This window comes from Corallococcus exercitus, from assembly GCF_003611585.1.
Lineage (GTDB): Bacteria > Myxococcota > Myxococcia > Myxococcales > Myxococcaceae > Corallococcus > Corallococcus exercitus.
Genome location: NZ_RAVW01000010.1, coordinates 36,874 through 52,538 on the forward strand (window position 1 = coordinate 36,874; position 15,665 = coordinate 52,538).

A 15,665-nucleotide genomic window follows, 5' to 3' on the forward strand; every position below is an offset into this window, starting at 1 on the left:
GTGGCCTCAAGGGAACCCCCGCTTGCGCTGAGGGAGGATGCAATCTGAGTCCCCAACACGACGAGCAGAACGACCCCGGCGCCCAGCAGGATGATGCTTCCGAACCTGGCGCGTCGCGGGGGCGCGGCACCGGTTGGCGCCGCAGTCACAGGAGCATTTTGAGACATGGAAGTACACCTCCGGAATGAGAGCGAGGCAGCATTCTGCCGCTTCATTGAGTTCACTAGAGATCAGCCGATGCCGCAATCACAGGCAGGGCCCCGGCTTGTCTGGGTCGCGTTCTCAGGCGAGCAGCTTGGAGAGCCCTGAAACTCCCTCTCTTACGTCCCGTCCCTCCCCGCAGGGCCGCCGTGCGTCCACTGTCCCCGGGCTCGAGGCCACCCGGGTTGAAGCCCGCTTCCCCCTGCGCTACACCGCTCCGCAGTCGCTAGGGGTGCCTCCGGGAGGAGGCTGAGACGGAGGCGTGGCCGCTTCCGATCCCTTTGAACCTGAACCGGTTAGTACCGGCGGAGGGAAGCGGTGTGGGTGCTCCAGGCCCGTCCCGACTCCCGTCCGTTTTCACGAGGAGCCGTCCGATGAGTGGAGCGTCCAAGAGCCTGAAGGTCGATGGGAAGGTGCTGGAGGGGATCAGCCGCGGCCCGCTTCCCGCCTCGCGCAAGGTTTACGCGTCCGGGTCCCTGCACCCCGACCTCCGCGTCCCCCTGCGCGAGATTGCCCAGACGCCCACGCGTCACCACGGCCCCGCTGGCGGCGGCCCGGAAACCCCCAACCCCCGTCTACGTCTACGACTCCAGCGGCCCCTACACCGACCCCGCCGCCGACATCGACCTGCGCCGGGGCCTGCCCGCCGTCCGTGAGAACTGGATCCGCAGCCGCAACGACACCGACGAGCTGTCCGGCATCACCTCCGAGTACGGCCGCGCCCGCGAAGCCGACCCGCGCCTGAACGGCCTGCGCTTCGCCCACATCCGCAAGCCCCGCGTCGCCAAGGCTGGCGCCAACGTCAGCCAGATGCACTACGCCCGCAAGGGCATCATCACGCCGGAGATGGAATACGTCGCCGTGCGCGAGAACCAGAAGCTCGACGCTTCGCTCGCCGCCCAGCACCCCGGCCACTCCTGGGGCGCCGCGATTCCCCGGGTCATCACGCCGGAGTTCGTGCGCGATGAGATCGCCCGGGGCCGCGCCATCATCCCCGCCAACATCAACCACCCGGAAGTGGAGCCGATGATCATCGGCCGCAACTTCCTGGTGAAGATCAACGCCAACATCGGCAACTCCGCCGTCACGTCCTCCATCGAGGAGGAGGTGGAGAAGATGGTCTGGTCCATCCGCTGGGGCGCGGACACCGTCATGGACCTGTCCACCGGCCGCAACATCCACGAGACGCGCGAGTGGATCCTCCGCAACGCGCCCGTGCCCATCGGCACCGTGCCCATCTACCAGGCGCTGGAGAAGGTGAACGGCAAGGCCGAGGAGCTCACCTGGGCCATCTTCCGCGACACCCTCATCGAACAGGCCGAGCAGGGCGTGGACTACTTCACCATCCACGCGGGCGTGCGCCTCCAGTACGTCCCGCTCACCGCGAAGCGCCTCACCGGCATCGTCAGCCGCGGCGGCTCCATCCTCGCCAAGTGGTGCCTCGCCCACCACCAGGAGAACTTCCTCTACACGCACTTCGAGGAGATCTGCGAGATCATGAAGGCGTATGACGTCAGCTTCAGCCTGGGTGACGGCCTGCGCCCCGGCTCCATCGCCGACGCCAACGACGCCGCGCAGTTCGGCGAGCTGGAGACGCTGGGCGAGCTGACGAAGGTGGCCTGGAAGCACGACGTGCAGGTGATGATCGAAGGCCCCGGCCACGTCCCCATGCACCTCATCCAGGAGAACATGACGAAGCAGCTCGCCGTGTGCCACGAGGCGCCGTTCTACACGCTGGGGCCCCTCACCACGGACATCGCCCCGGGCTACGACCACTTCACCAGTGGCATTGGCGCGGCGATGATCGGCTGGTTCGGCACGGCGATGCTCTGCTACGTGACGCCCAAGGAGCATTTGGGCCTGCCCGACCGTGACGACGTGAAGGAAGGCGTCATCACGTACAAGATCGCCGCCCACGCCGCGGACCTCGCCAAGGGCCACCCGGGCGCGCAGGCCCGCGACAACGCCCTGTCCAAGGCGCGCTTCGAGTTCCGCTGGGAGGATCAGTTCAACCTGTCCCTGGACCCCGAGCGCGCCCGCGCCTTCCACGACGAGACGCTCCCCGCGGAAGGCGCCAAGGTCGCGCACTTCTGCTCCATGTGCGGCCCGCACTTCTGCTCCATGAAGATCACCCAGGACGTGCGCGACTACGCGGACAAGGTCGGCGTCAACGAGACCCAGGCGCTGGAGCAGGGGATGAAGGACAAGAGCGAGGAATTCAAGAAGGCGGGCCACGAGCTGTACCGCTGAAGCCGGCCAGCGGACGGGGGCTTCCTGGCGCGGCCCCTGTCCACTGGATGACAGGCACCGACACGGCATGCCATGTTGCGCCCCATCCGGGCGCATCCCGTCGCGCCCCATTCAGATTGGGAGGGCGTTTTCATGGACCCAGGGCAGCGCGAGGATCAGCAGTTCGGCACGTTCATCACCGGTTCGCCCACGGCGACCCAGGATGAGAAGACGATGGGGATGCTGGCCCATCTGGGCACCATCGCCGGCCTCGTGGTGGGCGCGGGCTTCCTGGGCTGGGCGGTGCCGCTGTTCCTGATGCTGACCAAGGGCAAGGAGTCGTCCTTCGTCCGCGCGCACGCGGTGGAGTCGCTCAACTTCCAGATCACCGTCGCCATCGCGATGACCGTCTCCGCGCTGCTGGTGTGCGCGCTGGGCCTCGGCTTCATCACGGGAGCCATCACCTTCCTGGCGTCGGTGGTGTTCAGCGTCATGGCGGGCCTGAAGGCCAACGACGGCGAGCTCTACCGCTACCCGGTGAACATCCGGATGGTGAAGTAGCCGTCAGCCGCCAATGCCCATCATGGGCAGGAGCGTGGCGCCGTTTCCGGCCTCCGTGAAGCGGTGCCCCTCCGGCTTCTCTCCCAGCGCGCGGCGCACGGCCACGGCCAGCTCCGCGTCCGTCGCGCCGCCCCGGATGAGCTGATGCAGCGGCGCCTGTGCCCGGCCGCCCAGGCAGCTGCGCAGGTCGCCGTTGGACGCCACCCGCACCCGGTTGCAGCCGCCGCAGAAGTTCTGCGTCAGCGGGGAGATGAACCCCACACGCCCACCCTCCGTGCGCCAGTAGCGCGCCGGGCCGGACGTGGGTGACGCGGCGCTCTCCTGGGGCTCCTCGGTGAGGACGCGGCCCGAGGCCGCCAGGCGCTCCAGCAGCTCCGCCGTGGGCACCGGCGTGCCCTGGCCAAAGGGCATCAATTCGATGAAGCGCGGGGTGATGCCGCGCGCGTGCGCGTACGTCACCAGCTCCGGCACCTCCGCGTCGTTGACGCCGCGCATGACCACGACGTTGAGCTTCAGCGACTGGAAGCCCGCGCCCGCCGCCGCGTCGATGCCGCGGAGCACCGCCGCGAAGTCGCCTTGCTTGGAGATGCGCCGGAACACGTCCGCGGACAGCGTGTCCAGGCTCAGGTTGAGCTGGGTGACGCCCGCGTCGCGCAGCGGCACGGCCAGGGACTCCAGGCGGCTGGCGTTGGTGGTGATGGCCAGGTGCTCCACGCCGGCTACCGCGGCGATGCGCCGGGCAATCTCCAGGATGTCCGGCCGGGCGAGCGGCTCGCCGCCCGTCAGGCGCACGCGGCGGATGCCCATGCGCGCGAAGACGGAGACGATGCGCTCGAACTCGCCCGCGTCCAGCAGGTCCTTCTTCCCGCCCCATGACGCGGGCGAGCAGTAGGTGCAGCGGAAGTTGCAGCGGTCCGTGACGCTCAGCCGCAGGTACGTCATGCGCCGCCCCTGTGCGTCACACAGCGGCGGGGCGAGCGGATTCGAAGCGGGCAGGGGAGCGGTCATCGCGGGGCCTTCCGCCATCATGGATAGCAACCCGGCCGGGGAAAGACACCGCTTCCCGAGGGCCGGCTCAGCCCTCGGTGCCGGACGCGGAGCGGATGATGGCGGGCGGCGCGCCAATGGGCGTGGCGGTGCTGCCCACCGGCGGAGAGTCCGGCTCGTCGTCCAGGTCGGTGAGCCGCGCCAGCTCGGCCTCGGACTCGGCGGCGTCCGCGGCGGCCTGCATCGGGTTGAGCTTCTTCTCCGCCATCTCCTTCTTGATGCGGATGAGGCCCTCCTCGCCGATGTCCAGGAACGCCTTCACCACGTCCGGGTCGAACTGCGTGTTGGCGCAGCGCTTGATCTCCTGGATGGCGTTGGCGAACGTCGTGCCCTTGCGGTACGGCCGGTCGCTCGTCATCGCGTCCAGCGTGTCCGCCACCGCGAAGATGCGCGCGCCGATGTGGATCTCGTTGCGCTGGAGGTTGCGGGGGTAGCCCGCGCCGTCGTAGCGCTCCTGGTGCGACAGGACGATGTCCGCCGGGGTGGAGAGGAAGGGGATGTTCTGGATCATCTGGAAGCCGATCTCCGGATGACGCCGCATCTCCAGCCACTCGTCGGGGGTGAGCTTGCCGGGCTTGAGCAGCACCGCGTCCGGCACGCCAATCTTCCCGATGTCGTGCAGCAGCGCCCCGCGGCCAATCTCCTCCATCTCCTTGCCGCGGATGCCCATGCGGCTGGCGATGGCGCTCGTGTAGCTGACCACGCGCTGGGAGTGGTCGCTCGTCTCGTGCTCGCGCGCGTCCAGGGCCGCCACCAGCGCCAGCAGCGTGTTCTGGTACGTGTTGGCGATGTTGTGCAGCGCGCTGCGAAGCTCCGCGGTGCGGTCGCGCACCTTGCCCTCGAGCTTCTTCTGGTAGCGCTTGCGCGCCATCTCGATGCGCCGCTTGGCGAGCGCACGCTCGATGGCCCGGATCAGGTCGGTGAGCTTGGGTGGCTTGAGCAGATAGTCCACCGCGCCCCGGCGCAGACAGTCCACGGCCGACTCGGTGTCGCCGTAGCCGGTGAGCATGATGACGGACGTGTCCGGCAGCCGCTCGCGCAGGTTCTCCAGGAGCCACAGCCCGTCGCGCCCCGGCATCTTCATGTCGCTGATGACGAGCGGCGTCTCTTCTTCACCCGCGACGTCGAGCGCCATCTCGGCGCCGTTGGCCACGACGCAGTTGTAGCCCTCCTCACGGAGGAGCACGGAGATGACGTCGCGGACGGAGTCGTCGTCGTCGACGATCAGGATTCTGGGCGGTGCGGGGGGGATGGCTTCCACGGCGGAAGATTCTAGAGGTTTCCAGGGATTAAAGGCGAACGAGTGCGAGAAATCATCACCCCCTCGCCTCCCTGCCATCCAGGGTGGGGTGCGAGCCCTGGCGCCGGGGTGAACGTCAGCGGTCCTCGGCGCATTCCCCATCCCGGCGAGTAGGGCGGGCAGGCGCCCTGCGTCATCCGCGCGCCACCGTCCCCCGGTCGTAGCGGAAGGGGGTGAGGTCCACCGAGGGCTTCTCCCCCAGCACGGCCTGCGCGACGAGCTTCGCGGTGATGGGGGTGAGGAGGATGCCGTTGCGGAAGTGGCCCGTGGCGAGGAACAGGCCGGGGGTGGGCCCCTGCCCGATGTACGGCAGCGCGTCCTGGGTCCAGGGACGGAAGCCGGCCCACGTCTCCGTGACGGGCGCGCTGCCCAGGTCCGGGCACAGCTCCAGCGCCATGTCGAGGATCCGCGCCAGGCCCGCCGCGGTCACCTGCTTGTCGAAGCCCACGTGCTCCATGGTGCTCCCGGCGATGATCCGCCCATCCGCGCGCGGCACCAGGTAGCCCTTCGCGGACGTCACCACGCGCTCCAGCAGCGGCAGCCGCGTCTGCAATTGCACCATCTGCCCGCGCGCCGGGCGCACCGCCTGGGCCGACACGCCCGCACCCTGGACCAGGGACGACCACGAGCCCGCCGCCAGCACCACGGCGTCCGCGCGCAGCACCTCCCCGTCCAGGTCCACGCCCACCGCGCGGCCGTGCTCGTGCACCACGCCGCGCACGTAGCCGCTCCTGAACACCGCCCCCACGCGCGCGGCGGCCATGGTGAGCGCGCGCACGAGGAGCCGGTTGTCCACTTGATGATCATCCGGGAAGTGCGCGGCGCCCACGGCGGTGGGGGACAGGCGCGGCTCCAGCTCGCGCGCGGCCCTGCCATCGAGCAGCTCGGCGCGCAGCCCCATGCCGTGCTGCCAGCCCACGGTGGACTCCACGTGGTGGAGGTCCGCTTCGTCGAACGCGACGCGCAAGAGGCCGCACGGCCGGTACGCGATGTCCACGCCGGAGAGTTCGCGCAGCTCCGAGGCGAAGCTTCCGTAGAGGGCGCGGCTTCGCAGGCAGAGCTCGAAGAAGGGGCCCGGTCCGTCGGCCTCCCACTGGGGCGCGAGGATGCCGCCCGCGGCGCTGGAGGCTTCGGCGCCGGGGATGGAGCGCTCCAGCACCGTCACGCGCGCACCGGCCTGACGGAGTCTCAGCGCGATGCCGCAGCCCATCACGCCACCGCCCACCACGAGGACGTCGGAGGTTGCCATGCGCCGCTTGTGCTCAAGCAAGCACGGCTTTGCAAGCGTCAAGACGGACGATGACCCGGGGTGACTTGACGTTGAGGCCTCCAGTCGTTAACCCTAGGGCCGTGCGTTCCACGTCCCTGCATCACCACCATGCGCATCATCGGCCGGCCCATGACGGGACCGTTCGCCGCGCGCATGCCTGGGTGACGCACTAGAACGCACCCACTTCCGGCAGATGCCGCAGTGACCGAAGGCCCGTCCCCCCCAGGACGGGCCTTTTTTCGTTTCCGCCACCGCAGTCCCCCGAGCCCAACCATGTTGAAGATTGCCCTGCCCAACAAAGGACGTCTGTCCGAGGAAGTGCGCGAGCTGTTCAACGACGCGGGCCTGGAGGTGCGTGCCCGGGGCGAGCGGGCCCTCACCGCGTCCCTGGGCGGCGAGTTCGAGGCCATCTTCGTCCGCGCCCAGGACATTCCGGAGTTCGTCGCGGACGGCGCCGCGCAGGCGGGCGTCACCGGCTGGGACCTGGTGAACGAGGCCGGGCGCGAGCTGGAGTCGCTGATGGACCTGGAGTTCGGCCGCTGCCGGCTGGTGGTGGCCGCGCGCGACGAGAGCGGCATCACCCGCGTGGAGGACGTGAAGGACGGGATGCGGGTGGCCTCCTGCTTCCCCCGGCTGACGCAGGCCTTCTTCCAGGAGCGCGGGCAGAAGGTGACGGTGGTGCCGGTGAGCGGCGCGGCGGAGATCGCCCCGCACCTGGGCATCGCGGACATCGTGGTGGACCTCACGTCCACGGGCTCCACGCTGAAGATGAACGGCCTGCGGGAGGTGTCCACCGTGCTGGAGTCCAGCGCGCGGCTGGTCGCGTATCCACGCAACGGCGCGGAGGCCCGGCGAGCGCTGGAGGAGCTGACCCAGGCGCTGGGGTCGGTGCTGGCGGCGCGCGGGCGGCGCTACCTGATGGCCAACGTCCCGAAGACGTCGCTGGAGCAGGTGCGCGAGGTGCTGCCCGGCCTCAACGGTCCCACGGTGGTGGACGTGATGAACGGGGGCCACTTCGTCGCGGTGCACGCGGTGGTCTCGTCGAAGACGCTCTACCGCACGGTCAACGCCCTGAAGGCGCTGGGCGGGCAGGGCATCCTCGTCACGCGCATCGAGAGGTTGATGGCATGAGCGCCTCCCTCTTCAAGTCCAATGTGCGGCGGTCGCGGGGCGTGTTCGTCCTCTGCATCGGGAGTGCGACGCCATGAGCGCTCCGGTCCTCAAGTACCAGGGTGCCTTGTCCGCACTGGAGCCCGAAGCGCGGCGGAAGCTGCTGGCGCGCACGGGAGAGTCGGACGCCCAGGTGGCGGCCCGCGTCCAGGCGCTCATCGCGCGAGTCCGTACGGAAGGTGACCGGGCCCTCTTCGACTTCGCTCGCGAGTTCGACCGTGTGGAGCTCCAGTCCCTGGAGGTTCCGCGCGCACGGTGGGACGCGGCGCTGGAGTCGATTCCGTCCGGCGTGCGCGAGGCGCTGGCCCGTGCGGCGCGCAACATCGCCCGGGCCCACGCGGTGCAGCGGCCCCAGGCCATCGAGGTGGAGACGGAGCCCGGCGTGGTCGTGGGCCGCCGGCCGGATCCGCTGAGCCGGGTCGGGGTGTACGCCCCCGGCGGCCGGGCGGTGTACCCCAGCAGCGTGCTCATGGGCGTGGTGCCCGCGAAGGTGGCGGGCGTGGGCGAGGTCATCGTCTGCTCTCCCCCAGGGCCAGACGGTCTGCCGAGCGCGGGAGTGCTCGCGGCGGCGGCGCTTGCGGGCGCGGACCGGGTCTTCGCATTGGGCGGCGCGGGCGCGGTGGCCGCGCTCGCCTATGGCACGCGGAGCGTTCCCCGGGTGGATCGCATCGTCGGACCGGGCAATGCCTACGTGGCGGCGGCGAAGCTCCAGGTGGTGGACGCCGTCGCCATCGACGCTCCCGCGGGACCGAGCGAAATCCTCGTGGTCGCCGATGCGAGTGCCCAACCGGAGTCCGTGGCGCGCGAGTTGCTGGCCCAGGCGGAGCATGACCCCGAGGCCTGCTGCGTCGCGCTGGTGGTGGGCGCTCCGCTGGCGCAGGCGGTGCGGGACGCGGTGGAGCAGCAGGCCCGTGTCGCGCGGCGCGGCGACATCGTCCTTTCGGCGCTGGGCAGCCGGGGCGCGGTGTTGCGCATCGACTCACTGGAGGAGGCGTGGCCCTTCGTCGCGGAGTTCGCGCCGGAGCACCTCCTGCTCGCGACGACCCAGCCCTCGGAGGACCTGGTGCGCGTTCGCAACGCGGGCACGGTGTTCGTGGGGCAGCGCGCGTCGGTGGCCTTCGGCGACTACCTCACGGGCGCGAACCACGTGCTGCCCACGGCGGGCCTGGCCCGGGCGTACTCGGGGCTGAGCGTGCTGGACTTCTACCGGTGGACCACGTGGCAACGCGTGACGCCAGAAGCAGCAGCGGCGATGGCCGACGACGTGGGGACGCTGGCGGACAGCGAGGGCCTCTTCGCCCACGCGGCCGCGGCGCGGGCCTGGAGGGTGCCGTGATTCCTTTCCGCGACACGTATCGGGACATCCCGCTGTACTCGCCCGCGAAGAAGCCGTGCCGGGTGGACCTGAGCGACAACACCAACCTCTTTGGCTCACCGCCCTCTGCGGATCGCGTGCTGCGGGAAGAGGGCCTCCTGAAGCTCTCCCGCTATCCCGCCGGCTATGCGCCGGACCTGAAGCGCGCCGTGGCCCACTACGCGGGCGTCGCGGTGGAGAACGTGACGACGGGCTGCGGTTCGGACGACGTCATCGACTGCGCGCTGCGGGCCTTCCTGGAGCCCGGAGACGTGGTGGCCTTTCCGGATCCCACGTTCGTGATGGTGCCCATGTTCGCCCGGTTGAGCGCGCTCAAGCCGGTGCCCGTGCCGCTGCGGGCGGGGGCGGACCTGGACCTGGACGTGGAGGGACTGCTCGCCACGGGGGCGAAGCTCATCTACGTGTGCACGCCGAACAACCCTACGGGCACGGTGGCCTCTCGCGCGGCGCTGGAGCGGCTGGTGGATCAGGCCCGGGGCGTGGTGCTCATCGATCAGGCCTATGTGGAGTTCGCGCGGGGCGGAGACTTCCTCGACCTGGCGCGGACGCGGCCCAACGTCCTGGTGACTCGCACGATGTCCAAGGCCTTTGGCCTCGCGGGCCTGCGGGTGGGCTGGGGCGTCGGTGCACCGTCGCTGGTCGCGGAGGTGGAGAAGGCGCGGGGGCCCTACAAGCACACGACGCTGGGGGAGGCCGTGGCGGTGTCCGCGCTCACGGAGGACGTCGCGTGGATGGAGGCCTGCGCGGCGGAGGCCGTGGAGAACCGCGAGCGGCTGCGCGGTGGACTGAGGGCGCTGGGCCTGGAGCCGCTGCCCTCGGAGGGGAACTTCCTCCTCGTCCCCGTGCCGGAAGCGCGGCGGGTGGGCGAAGCGCTGCGGGAGCGCAACGTGAACGTGCGGGTGTTCGAAGGGCTCACGGGCGTGGGCGATGCGCTGCGCATCGGCTGCGGTCCCTGGCCCCTGATGTCTTCAGCGCTGAAGGCGCTCAAGGAGGTGCTGTGATGCGAGTGACCCTGTTCGACTACGGCGCGGGCAACCTGCACTCGCTGATCAAGGCGCTGGCCACCACGCCTGGAGCGGACGTGCGCGTGCAGGAGGATCCGCTGCGGGCATTGGACACCGACGTGCTGGTGCTGCCCGGCGTGGGTGCGTTCGGCTCGGCGGCGGCTCGGCTGGCTCCGGGACGCGAGGCGATGCGGAAGGCGCTGGACGCGGGCCTGCCGTGCCTGGGCATCTGCTTGGGCATGCAGCTCCTCTTCGAGGAGAGCGACGAGGGGGCAGGGCAGGGACTCGGCTACTTCCCGGGCCGCGTGACGCGGCTGGCCGCGCGGCATGTCCCGCAGATTGGCTGGAACGACGTGGAGGAGGACCGGGCGCTGAAGTCCGCGCGGCTGTCCACCGTGTACTACGCGCACAGCTTCGTGTGTCGTGCCGTGGAGTCGCGCGACGTGGTGGGCTGGACGACCCACGAGGGCGACCGGTTCCCCGCCTCCGTGCGGCGCGGCAACGTGCTGGGCGTGCAGTTCCACCCGGAGAAGTCCTCCCACGAGGGCGTGCGCTTCGTGCAGGCGTTCCTCCAGGAGGTGGCCTCGTGATCGCCATCCCAGCCATCGACCTGAGGGAAGGCGCGTGCGTGCAGCTCGTGGGTGGCTCCTACGAGGCGGAGCGCGTGCGCGTGGATCCGCTGGACGCCTTGAAGCAGTGGCTCGCGCTGGGCTTCCGCACGTTCCACGTCGTGGACCTGGACGCGGCGCTGGGCAAGGGCTCCAACGCGGACGTAGTGGCGCGGCTGGTGTCGCATGCCCCGGGCCTCACCTTCACGGTGGGCGGTGGGGTTCGCGACGCCTCGCGCGTGGAGGCGGTGCTCGCGGGCGGGGCGTCCTCGGTCGTCGTGGGGACTCGCGCCATCGAGGACCTCGCGTGGCTTACCGAGGTCGCCGAGCGCTTCCCGGGCCGCGTGGTGGTCGCCGCGGACGTGAAGGGCCGCGAGGTCGTGACGCGGGGCTGGACGGCCGGCAGCGCGCGCGACATCCGCGACGTGCTGTCCGCGCTGGAGCCACTGCCGCTGGGCGGGATGCTCGTCACGGCGGTGCACAAGGAGGGGCAGTTGGGCGGCGTGGACCTGCCGCTGATGGAGGAGGTGGCCCGTTCGAGCCGGCACCGGCTCTATGCCTCCGGCGGCGTGACGACGTTGGAGGACCTGCGCGCACTGGCGAAGGTGGGCGCGCACGGAGCGGTGGTGGGCATGGCGCTTTACACAGGACGGCTGGATGCGCGCGCGGTCGCGCGGGAGTTCACGGAATGAGCACGGTCACCACGGTCGTCCGGGAAACGAAGGAGACACAGGTCACGGTGGAGCTGGCGCGCGGCTCGGGCGTGGCCCGGGTGGACACGGGCCTCAAGTTCTTCGACCACATGCTCGCCACCTTCGCGCGCTACGCGGGGCTGGACCTGACCCTGCGCGCACGCGGCGACCTGCGCCACCACCTGATGGAGGACGTGGCCATCACCCTGGGCACCGCCGTCCAGCGCGTCATCCCCGCCACGGCGGCGCGCTACGGCGAGCGCACCCTGCCCATGGACGACGCGCTGGTGCAGGCGTGCCTGGACGCGGGCGGGCGCTTCTACTACCGGGGCCCGTTGAAGAACCGCCTGTACGAGCACTGGATGCGCTCGTTCTGCGAGCACTCGCGCATCACGCTCCACCTGCGGGTGCTGCGCGGGAAGGACAGCCACCACCTCACCGAGGCGGCCTTCAAGGCGCTGGGGCTCGCGCTGCGCGACGCGATGGTGGACTCCGGCGTCGTCTTCAGCATGAAGGGCAGCGTCTCCCTGGAGGTGAAGTGATGCTCCGCCGACGGATCATCGTCTGCCTGGACGTGAAGGGCGGGCGCGTGGTGAAGGGCGTCCAGTTCGAGGGCCTGCGCGACGTGGGCGACCCGGTGGAGCTGGCACGGCGCTATGAAGAAGCCGGCGCGGATGAGGTGACCTTCCTGGACATCTCCGCGAGCGCCGAGGAGCGGCAGACGCTGTGGGACCTGGTCCAGCGCACCGCGGAGCGCCTCTTCATCCCGCTCACGGTGGGCGGCGGCGTGCGCACCGTGGACGACGTGGGACGCGCGCTGCGGGCCGGCGCGGACAAGGTGAGCATCAACTCCGCGGCGGTGGCCACCCCGGAGTTGCTGACCGGCTGCGCGGAGCGCTTCGGCGCCCAGTGCGTGGTGGCCAGCATCGACGCGAAGCGGGAGGGAGACCGCTACCGCGTCTACACGCACGGCGGCCGGCGCCCCACCGACCTGGACGCGGTGGCCTGGGCGAAGGAGTGCGTCCGGCGCGGCGCGGGCGAGGTGCTGCTCACCAGCATCGACCGGGACGGCGCGCGCACGGGCTATGACCTGGACCTGACGCGCGCGGTGGCGGAGGCCGTGGACGTGCCCGTCATCGCTTCCGGTGGCGCGGGCCGCGCGGAGCACGTGCGCGATGCCTTGACGCTCGGCGCGGCGGATGCGGCACTGGTGGCCGGCATCCTCCACGACGGCCTCACCACCGTGGGCGCCTTGAAGTCCCTGCTGAAGGACAACGGCATCTCCATCCGGAGCACGACATGAAGAGCGCGGACCCGCGAGACCTGATGGAGGCCGCCGCCGACGTGGCGCGCAAGGCCGGTGACGTGGCGCTGGACTTCTTCCGGCGCGGCATCGCCGTGGACACCAAGAGCGATGGAACGCCCGTGACCGTGGCGGATCGCACCGCCGAATGGACCGCCCGCGAGTGGCTGGAGGCGCACTTCCCCGAGGACGGCATCCTGGGCGAGGAGTTCGGCGAGTCGCGGCCGGGCGCGAAGCGCCGCTGGATATTGGACCCCATCGACGGCACGAAGACGTTCATCCGGGGCGTGCCGCTGTGGGGCACGCTGGTCGCCGTGGCGGAAGGGGAGACCATCCTCGCGGGCGCGGCCTACTTCCCGGCCGTGAACGAGCTGCTCGTCGCGTCCCCGGGCCTGGGCTGCTTCTGGAACGGCTCCGCGGCGCGCGTGTCGGAACAGGACTCGCTGGCGCAGGCCGTGGTGCTCGTCACCGACGAGCGCTTCCTCCAGAACCCCGCGAAGGGCGCGGCATGGCGGGAGCTGTCCCGGCAGGCGTCCCTCTCCCGAACGTGGGGGGACTGCTACGGCTACCTCCTCGTCGCCACCGGCCGCGCGGAGGCCATGGTGGACGAGGCCCTGTCGCCCTGGGACGCGGCGGCATTGCAACCCATCATCGAGGAGGCGGGCGGCGTGTTCACCGACTGGAAGGGCACGCGCACGGCGTTCGGCGGTGACGGCATCGCCACCAACGCGGCGCTGTCGAAGCAGGTGCGCGAAGTGCTGGGCAAGGGAGTGCGGCCATGACGCTGGACCTCTCCACGCTGAACTTCGACAAGGGCCAGGGACTGGTGACGGTGGTGACGCAGGACGCGAGCACCGGCGACGTCCTGATGGTGGCGCACGCCGACCGCGAGGCCATGGAGCGCACGCTCGCCACGGGTGAGATGCACTACCGCTCCCGCACGCGCGGCCTCTGGCACAAGGGCGCCACCAGCGGGAACACGCAGCAGGTGGTCTCCCTCACCGCGGATTGCGACGGCGACGCGGTGCTCGCGCGCGTGCGGAAGGCCGGGCCCGCGTGCCACACCGGCGAGGAGACGTGCTTCGGCGAAGGGCGCTGGGACGCGCTCGCGCACCTGGACGCGACGCTCGCGGCCCGCGCGACGGGCCCTCTGCCGGAGGGCGCGAAGCCCAGCTACACGCGGCGCCTGCTGGAGGACCGGAACCTGCGCCTGAAGAAGCTGGGCGAGGAGGCCGCCGAGCTCGTCACCGCCTGCGCGGACGCGGATCCGCACCGGGCCGCAGAGGAAGCAGCCGACGTGCTCTACCACGTGCTCGTCGCGGTCCGTCCCCTGGGCCTGACGCTGGACGACGTCAAGGCCGTGCTCGCCGCGCGCGCGCGCCCGAAAGCGCCCTGAACTCCCCGGATTGTCGGGCGTGTCGGTTTCGACCCAGGCGGAGTTGTCCAACCGTACTGCATCCTCACAGCGTGGCTGGCACACAGGCGCCCCAAAGGTGCAGGCGTGTGTCCGCTACTCTTCAAGTGCTTCGGTGATCCTGGTACAGATTCCAGTCTGCGACACGGGCCGTGCCCGACGAAGCGGCCCCGTCGTCATCAGCGTTCGCATCCCGGAGGCTTCGTGTCTGCCACGTACCAATCCGAACTCATCGACCGCGTCCTGTTCTCGCGCTGGCACAACCCGCCGACGAAGGATGACGTCCAGGCCATCATGGCGCAGATGGAGGAGGCGACGCAGCGGCTGGGACAGAACGTGCTGTACATCGCGTCCATCAGCCCCAAGGCGAAGGTTCCCGACGCGACCGAGCGCGCGCACCTGAACCAGATGGTGGCCGAGGGCCGCCGCTACTGTGAGCAGTCCTGGCTCGTGTACGAGGGCACGGACCTGCAGCACAACCTCCAGCGAGTCATCATCTCGGGCGTGCTCATCCTCACGCGCACGTTCGACAACTACCTGTCGGTCGCCAAGTCGGCGGACGCCATCGTCAAGGACGTCTCCACCGCGCTGAAGAAGGACGCGTCGTCCATCTTCCGCCAGGCGCGCGACCGCGGCCTCATCGCCTGAGACCCACGCGGGCGACGTCGGAAGCCCTCCGACGCCGCGTGCGTCATGGCGCCCGCGCTACCGGGCGCCGATGATCTCCAGCTCCTTCAGCTCCACCCCCGGCCGCTCCGGAAGGACGCTCAGCGCGTCCACGTCGAGCAGGGGGACCCCGGGCTTGCAGACCTCCCACCTGCCCGTGCCGCGGAAGCGGCAGACGGTGGGATCCACGAAGAAGCCCGTGCCTCCCGGCCCCGCGTGCCCCACGCCGTCCGGCGCGCGGACGTGCGCCCGCAGCGAGCCCGGACCCGTGGCGAGCACCTGGAAGGACACGGCGTACTTCAGCGCCGGCGCGTACCCCAGCCGCAGCGCGCCATCCGGGCCCGAGCCCGTTCCCGACTCAGCCCCGGCATTCGCCAGGGGCAGCTTCACCCCTGACAGCTCGTCCCGGTCGAATGCGCGGAACGCGTCTCCCGGCCCCGTCTGCTGATCCGGTTCAATGGCCTGGGTCTCCACCGCGCCCTGCGTGTGCAGCGTCGCCAGCTGGGGCGCCCGCGAGCCCTGCTGCACCGCCGCCGCGTTCAGCAGCGCCGCGGGCAGCTGCCCCGTCTTCACGCACGTGGGTGCCAGCGCCTCCAGCAGCGCCAGGAGCTGCGGCTCCACGGCCGCTCCCGTCATGGCGGCAGGGCCCACGGCCTGGCGCACGAGCTCCTGGCAGGCCGCGCCCAGGGCGGGCCCCGCGTGCTCCAGGCTCCACTGCGCCTCCTGCAGGGCCGGGTTCCCCCGGCGCGCGGCCTCCTGCAACGCGCGCGTCACGGCCTGGCCGCAGGGATTGTCGGCCGGAGCACCTGTCCCTTATACACATCT

The 15,665-nt window shown here is 70.8% G+C and carries 15 protein-coding genes, 1 pseudogene and 1 riboswitch; of the genes and pseudogenes, 12 read left to right on the top strand and 4 right to left on the bottom strand.

The genetic code is table 11. The features are described 5' to 3' along the window. Positions 1-419: 419 nt before the first annotated feature. A riboswitch (TPP riboswitch) is annotated at positions 420-532 on the top strand. 43 nt (positions 533-575) lie between these two features. After that, positions 576-2,451 (top strand): annotated as a pseudogene (thiC, locus tag D7W79_RS02425) (phosphomethylpyrimidine synthase ThiC). Between the two features lie 132 nt (positions 2,452-2,583). Further along, on the top strand, positions 2,584-2,991 hold the full coding sequence (locus tag D7W79_RS02430; protein WP_120523705.1) for a DUF4870 domain-containing protein: 408 nt from the start codon (positions 2,584-2,586) through the stop codon (positions 2,989-2,991). Between the two features lie 3 nt (positions 2,992-2,994). Here the strand turns inward: D7W79_RS02430 and moaA are convergent, their stop codons facing one another. The 3 genes from moaA to thiO all read right to left on the bottom strand — a co-directional run bounded on the left by moaA (position 2,995) and on the right by thiO (position 6,587). Continuing rightward, complete coding sequence (gene moaA, locus D7W79_RS02435; RefSeq protein ID WP_120523720.1) at positions 2,995-3,999, bottom strand: GTP 3',8-cyclase MoaA; 1,005 nt, start codon at positions 3,997-3,999, stop codon at positions 2,995-2,997. Between the two features lie 67 nt (positions 4,000-4,066). Then, a complete protein-coding gene (locus D7W79_RS02440; RefSeq protein ID WP_120523706.1) occupies positions 4,067-5,299 on the bottom strand; it encodes an HD-GYP domain-containing protein in 1,233 nt (410 codons plus the stop codon). Between the two features lie 172 nt (positions 5,300-5,471). Beyond that, positions 5,472-6,587 carry a glycine oxidase ThiO gene (thiO, locus tag D7W79_RS02445; protein ID WP_120523721.1) on the bottom strand — a complete coding sequence of 372 codons (1,116 nt, stop codon included), beginning with the start codon at positions 6,585-6,587 and terminating at the stop codon, positions 5,472-5,474. A 294-nt stretch (positions 6,588-6,881) separates the two neighbouring features. Here thiO and hisG point away from each other — a divergent pair, with 294 nt between their 5' ends. The 10 genes from hisG (at position 6,882) to D7W79_RS02495 (ending at position 14,822) form a co-directional block, all read left to right on the top strand. Beyond that, positions 6,882-7,739, top strand: a complete 858-nt coding sequence (gene hisG, locus D7W79_RS02450; RefSeq protein ID WP_120523707.1) for an ATP phosphoribosyltransferase — start codon at positions 6,882-6,884, stop codon at positions 7,737-7,739. Positions 7,740-7,812: 73 nt separating this feature from the next. Further along, positions 7,813-9,114, top strand: coding sequence for a histidinol dehydrogenase (hisD, locus tag D7W79_RS02455; protein WP_120523708.1), 1,302 nt, complete (start codon positions 7,813-7,815; stop codon positions 9,112-9,114). Continuing rightward, on the top strand, positions 9,111-10,154 hold the full coding sequence (locus D7W79_RS02460) for a pyridoxal phosphate-dependent aminotransferase (protein WP_120523709.1): 1,044 nt from the start codon (positions 9,111-9,113) through the stop codon (positions 10,152-10,154). Before hisD ends, D7W79_RS02460 begins: the two co-directional genes overlap by 4 nt. Beyond that, positions 10,154-10,747: an imidazole glycerol phosphate synthase subunit HisH gene (hisH, locus tag D7W79_RS02465; RefSeq protein WP_120523710.1), complete on the top strand. Its 594-nt coding sequence runs from the start codon at positions 10,154-10,156 to the stop codon at positions 10,745-10,747. Before D7W79_RS02460 ends, hisH begins: the two co-directional genes overlap by 1 nt. After that, entirely contained in the window at positions 10,744-11,457 is a 714-nt protein-coding gene (locus D7W79_RS02470; RefSeq protein ID WP_120523711.1) for a 1-(5-phosphoribosyl)-5-[(5-phosphoribosylamino)methylideneamino]imidazole-4-carboxamide isomerase, read from the top strand. The genes hisH and D7W79_RS02470 overlap by 4 nt, the downstream gene beginning before the upstream one ends. Further along, on the top strand, positions 11,454-11,999 hold the full coding sequence (locus D7W79_RS02475; RefSeq protein WP_120523712.1) for an imidazoleglycerol-phosphate dehydratase: 546 nt from the start codon (positions 11,454-11,456) through the stop codon (positions 11,997-11,999). The genes D7W79_RS02470 and D7W79_RS02475 overlap by 4 nt, the downstream gene beginning before the upstream one ends. Continuing rightward, the gene (hisF, locus tag D7W79_RS02480; RefSeq protein ID WP_120523713.1) at positions 11,999-12,760 is read left to right on the top strand and encodes an imidazole glycerol phosphate synthase subunit HisF; all 762 of its coding nucleotides are present in this window, start codon (positions 11,999-12,001) and stop codon (positions 12,758-12,760) included. Before D7W79_RS02475 ends, hisF begins: the two co-directional genes overlap by 1 nt. Next, positions 12,757-13,542 (top strand): histidinol-phosphatase, encoded by a 786-nt coding sequence (hisN, locus tag D7W79_RS02485; RefSeq protein WP_120523714.1) that lies wholly within the window; start codon positions 12,757-12,759, stop codon positions 13,540-13,542. The genes hisF and hisN overlap by 4 nt, the downstream gene beginning before the upstream one ends. After that, on the top strand, positions 13,539-14,156 hold the full coding sequence (gene hisIE, locus D7W79_RS02490) for a bifunctional phosphoribosyl-AMP cyclohydrolase/phosphoribosyl-ATP diphosphatase HisIE (RefSeq protein ID WP_120523715.1): 618 nt from the start codon (positions 13,539-13,541) through the stop codon (positions 14,154-14,156). Before hisN ends, hisIE begins: the two co-directional genes overlap by 4 nt. A 222-nt stretch (positions 14,157-14,378) precedes the next feature. Further along, positions 14,379-14,822 carry a DofB protein gene (locus D7W79_RS02495; protein WP_120523716.1) on the top strand — a complete coding sequence of 148 codons (444 nt, stop codon included), beginning with the start codon at positions 14,379-14,381 and terminating at the stop codon, positions 14,820-14,822. 57 nt (positions 14,823-14,879) lie between these two features. Here the strand turns inward: D7W79_RS02495 and D7W79_RS02500 are convergent, their stop codons facing one another. Further along, the gene (locus tag D7W79_RS02500) at positions 14,880-15,614 is read right to left on the bottom strand and encodes a hypothetical protein (protein ID WP_120523717.1); all 735 of its coding nucleotides are present in this window, start codon (positions 15,612-15,614) and stop codon (positions 14,880-14,882) included. Positions 15,615-15,665 lie beyond the last annotated feature (51 nt).

Coding starts and splice junctions, on each gene's coding strand:
- D7W79_RS02430 (WP_120523705.1), top strand. CDS start 2,584: ATGGACCCAGGGCAGCGCGAGGATCAGCAGTTCGGCACGTTCATCACC.
- hisG (WP_120523707.1), top strand. CDS start 6,882: ATGTTGAAGATTGCCCTGCCCAACAAAGGACGTCTGTCCGAGGAAGTG.
- moaA (WP_120523720.1), bottom strand. CDS start 3,999: ATGACCGCTCCCCTGCCCGCTTCGAATCCGCTCGCCCCGCCGCTGTGT.
- hisIE (WP_120523715.1), top strand. CDS start 13,539: ATGACGCTGGACCTCTCCACGCTGAACTTCGACAAGGGCCAGGGACTG.
- hisD (WP_120523708.1), top strand. CDS start 7,813: ATGAGCGCTCCGGTCCTCAAGTACCAGGGTGCCTTGTCCGCACTGGAG.
- hisN (WP_120523714.1), top strand. CDS start 12,757: ATGAAGAGCGCGGACCCGCGAGACCTGATGGAGGCCGCCGCCGACGTG.
- hisH (WP_120523710.1), top strand. CDS start 10,154: ATGCGAGTGACCCTGTTCGACTACGGCGCGGGCAACCTGCACTCGCTG.
- D7W79_RS02475 (WP_120523712.1), top strand. CDS start 11,454: ATGAGCACGGTCACCACGGTCGTCCGGGAAACGAAGGAGACACAGGTC.
- hisF (WP_120523713.1), top strand. CDS start 11,999: ATGCTCCGCCGACGGATCATCGTCTGCCTGGACGTGAAGGGCGGGCGC.
- thiO (WP_120523721.1), bottom strand. CDS start 6,587: ATGGCAACCTCCGACGTCCTCGTGGTGGGCGGTGGCGTGATGGGCTGC.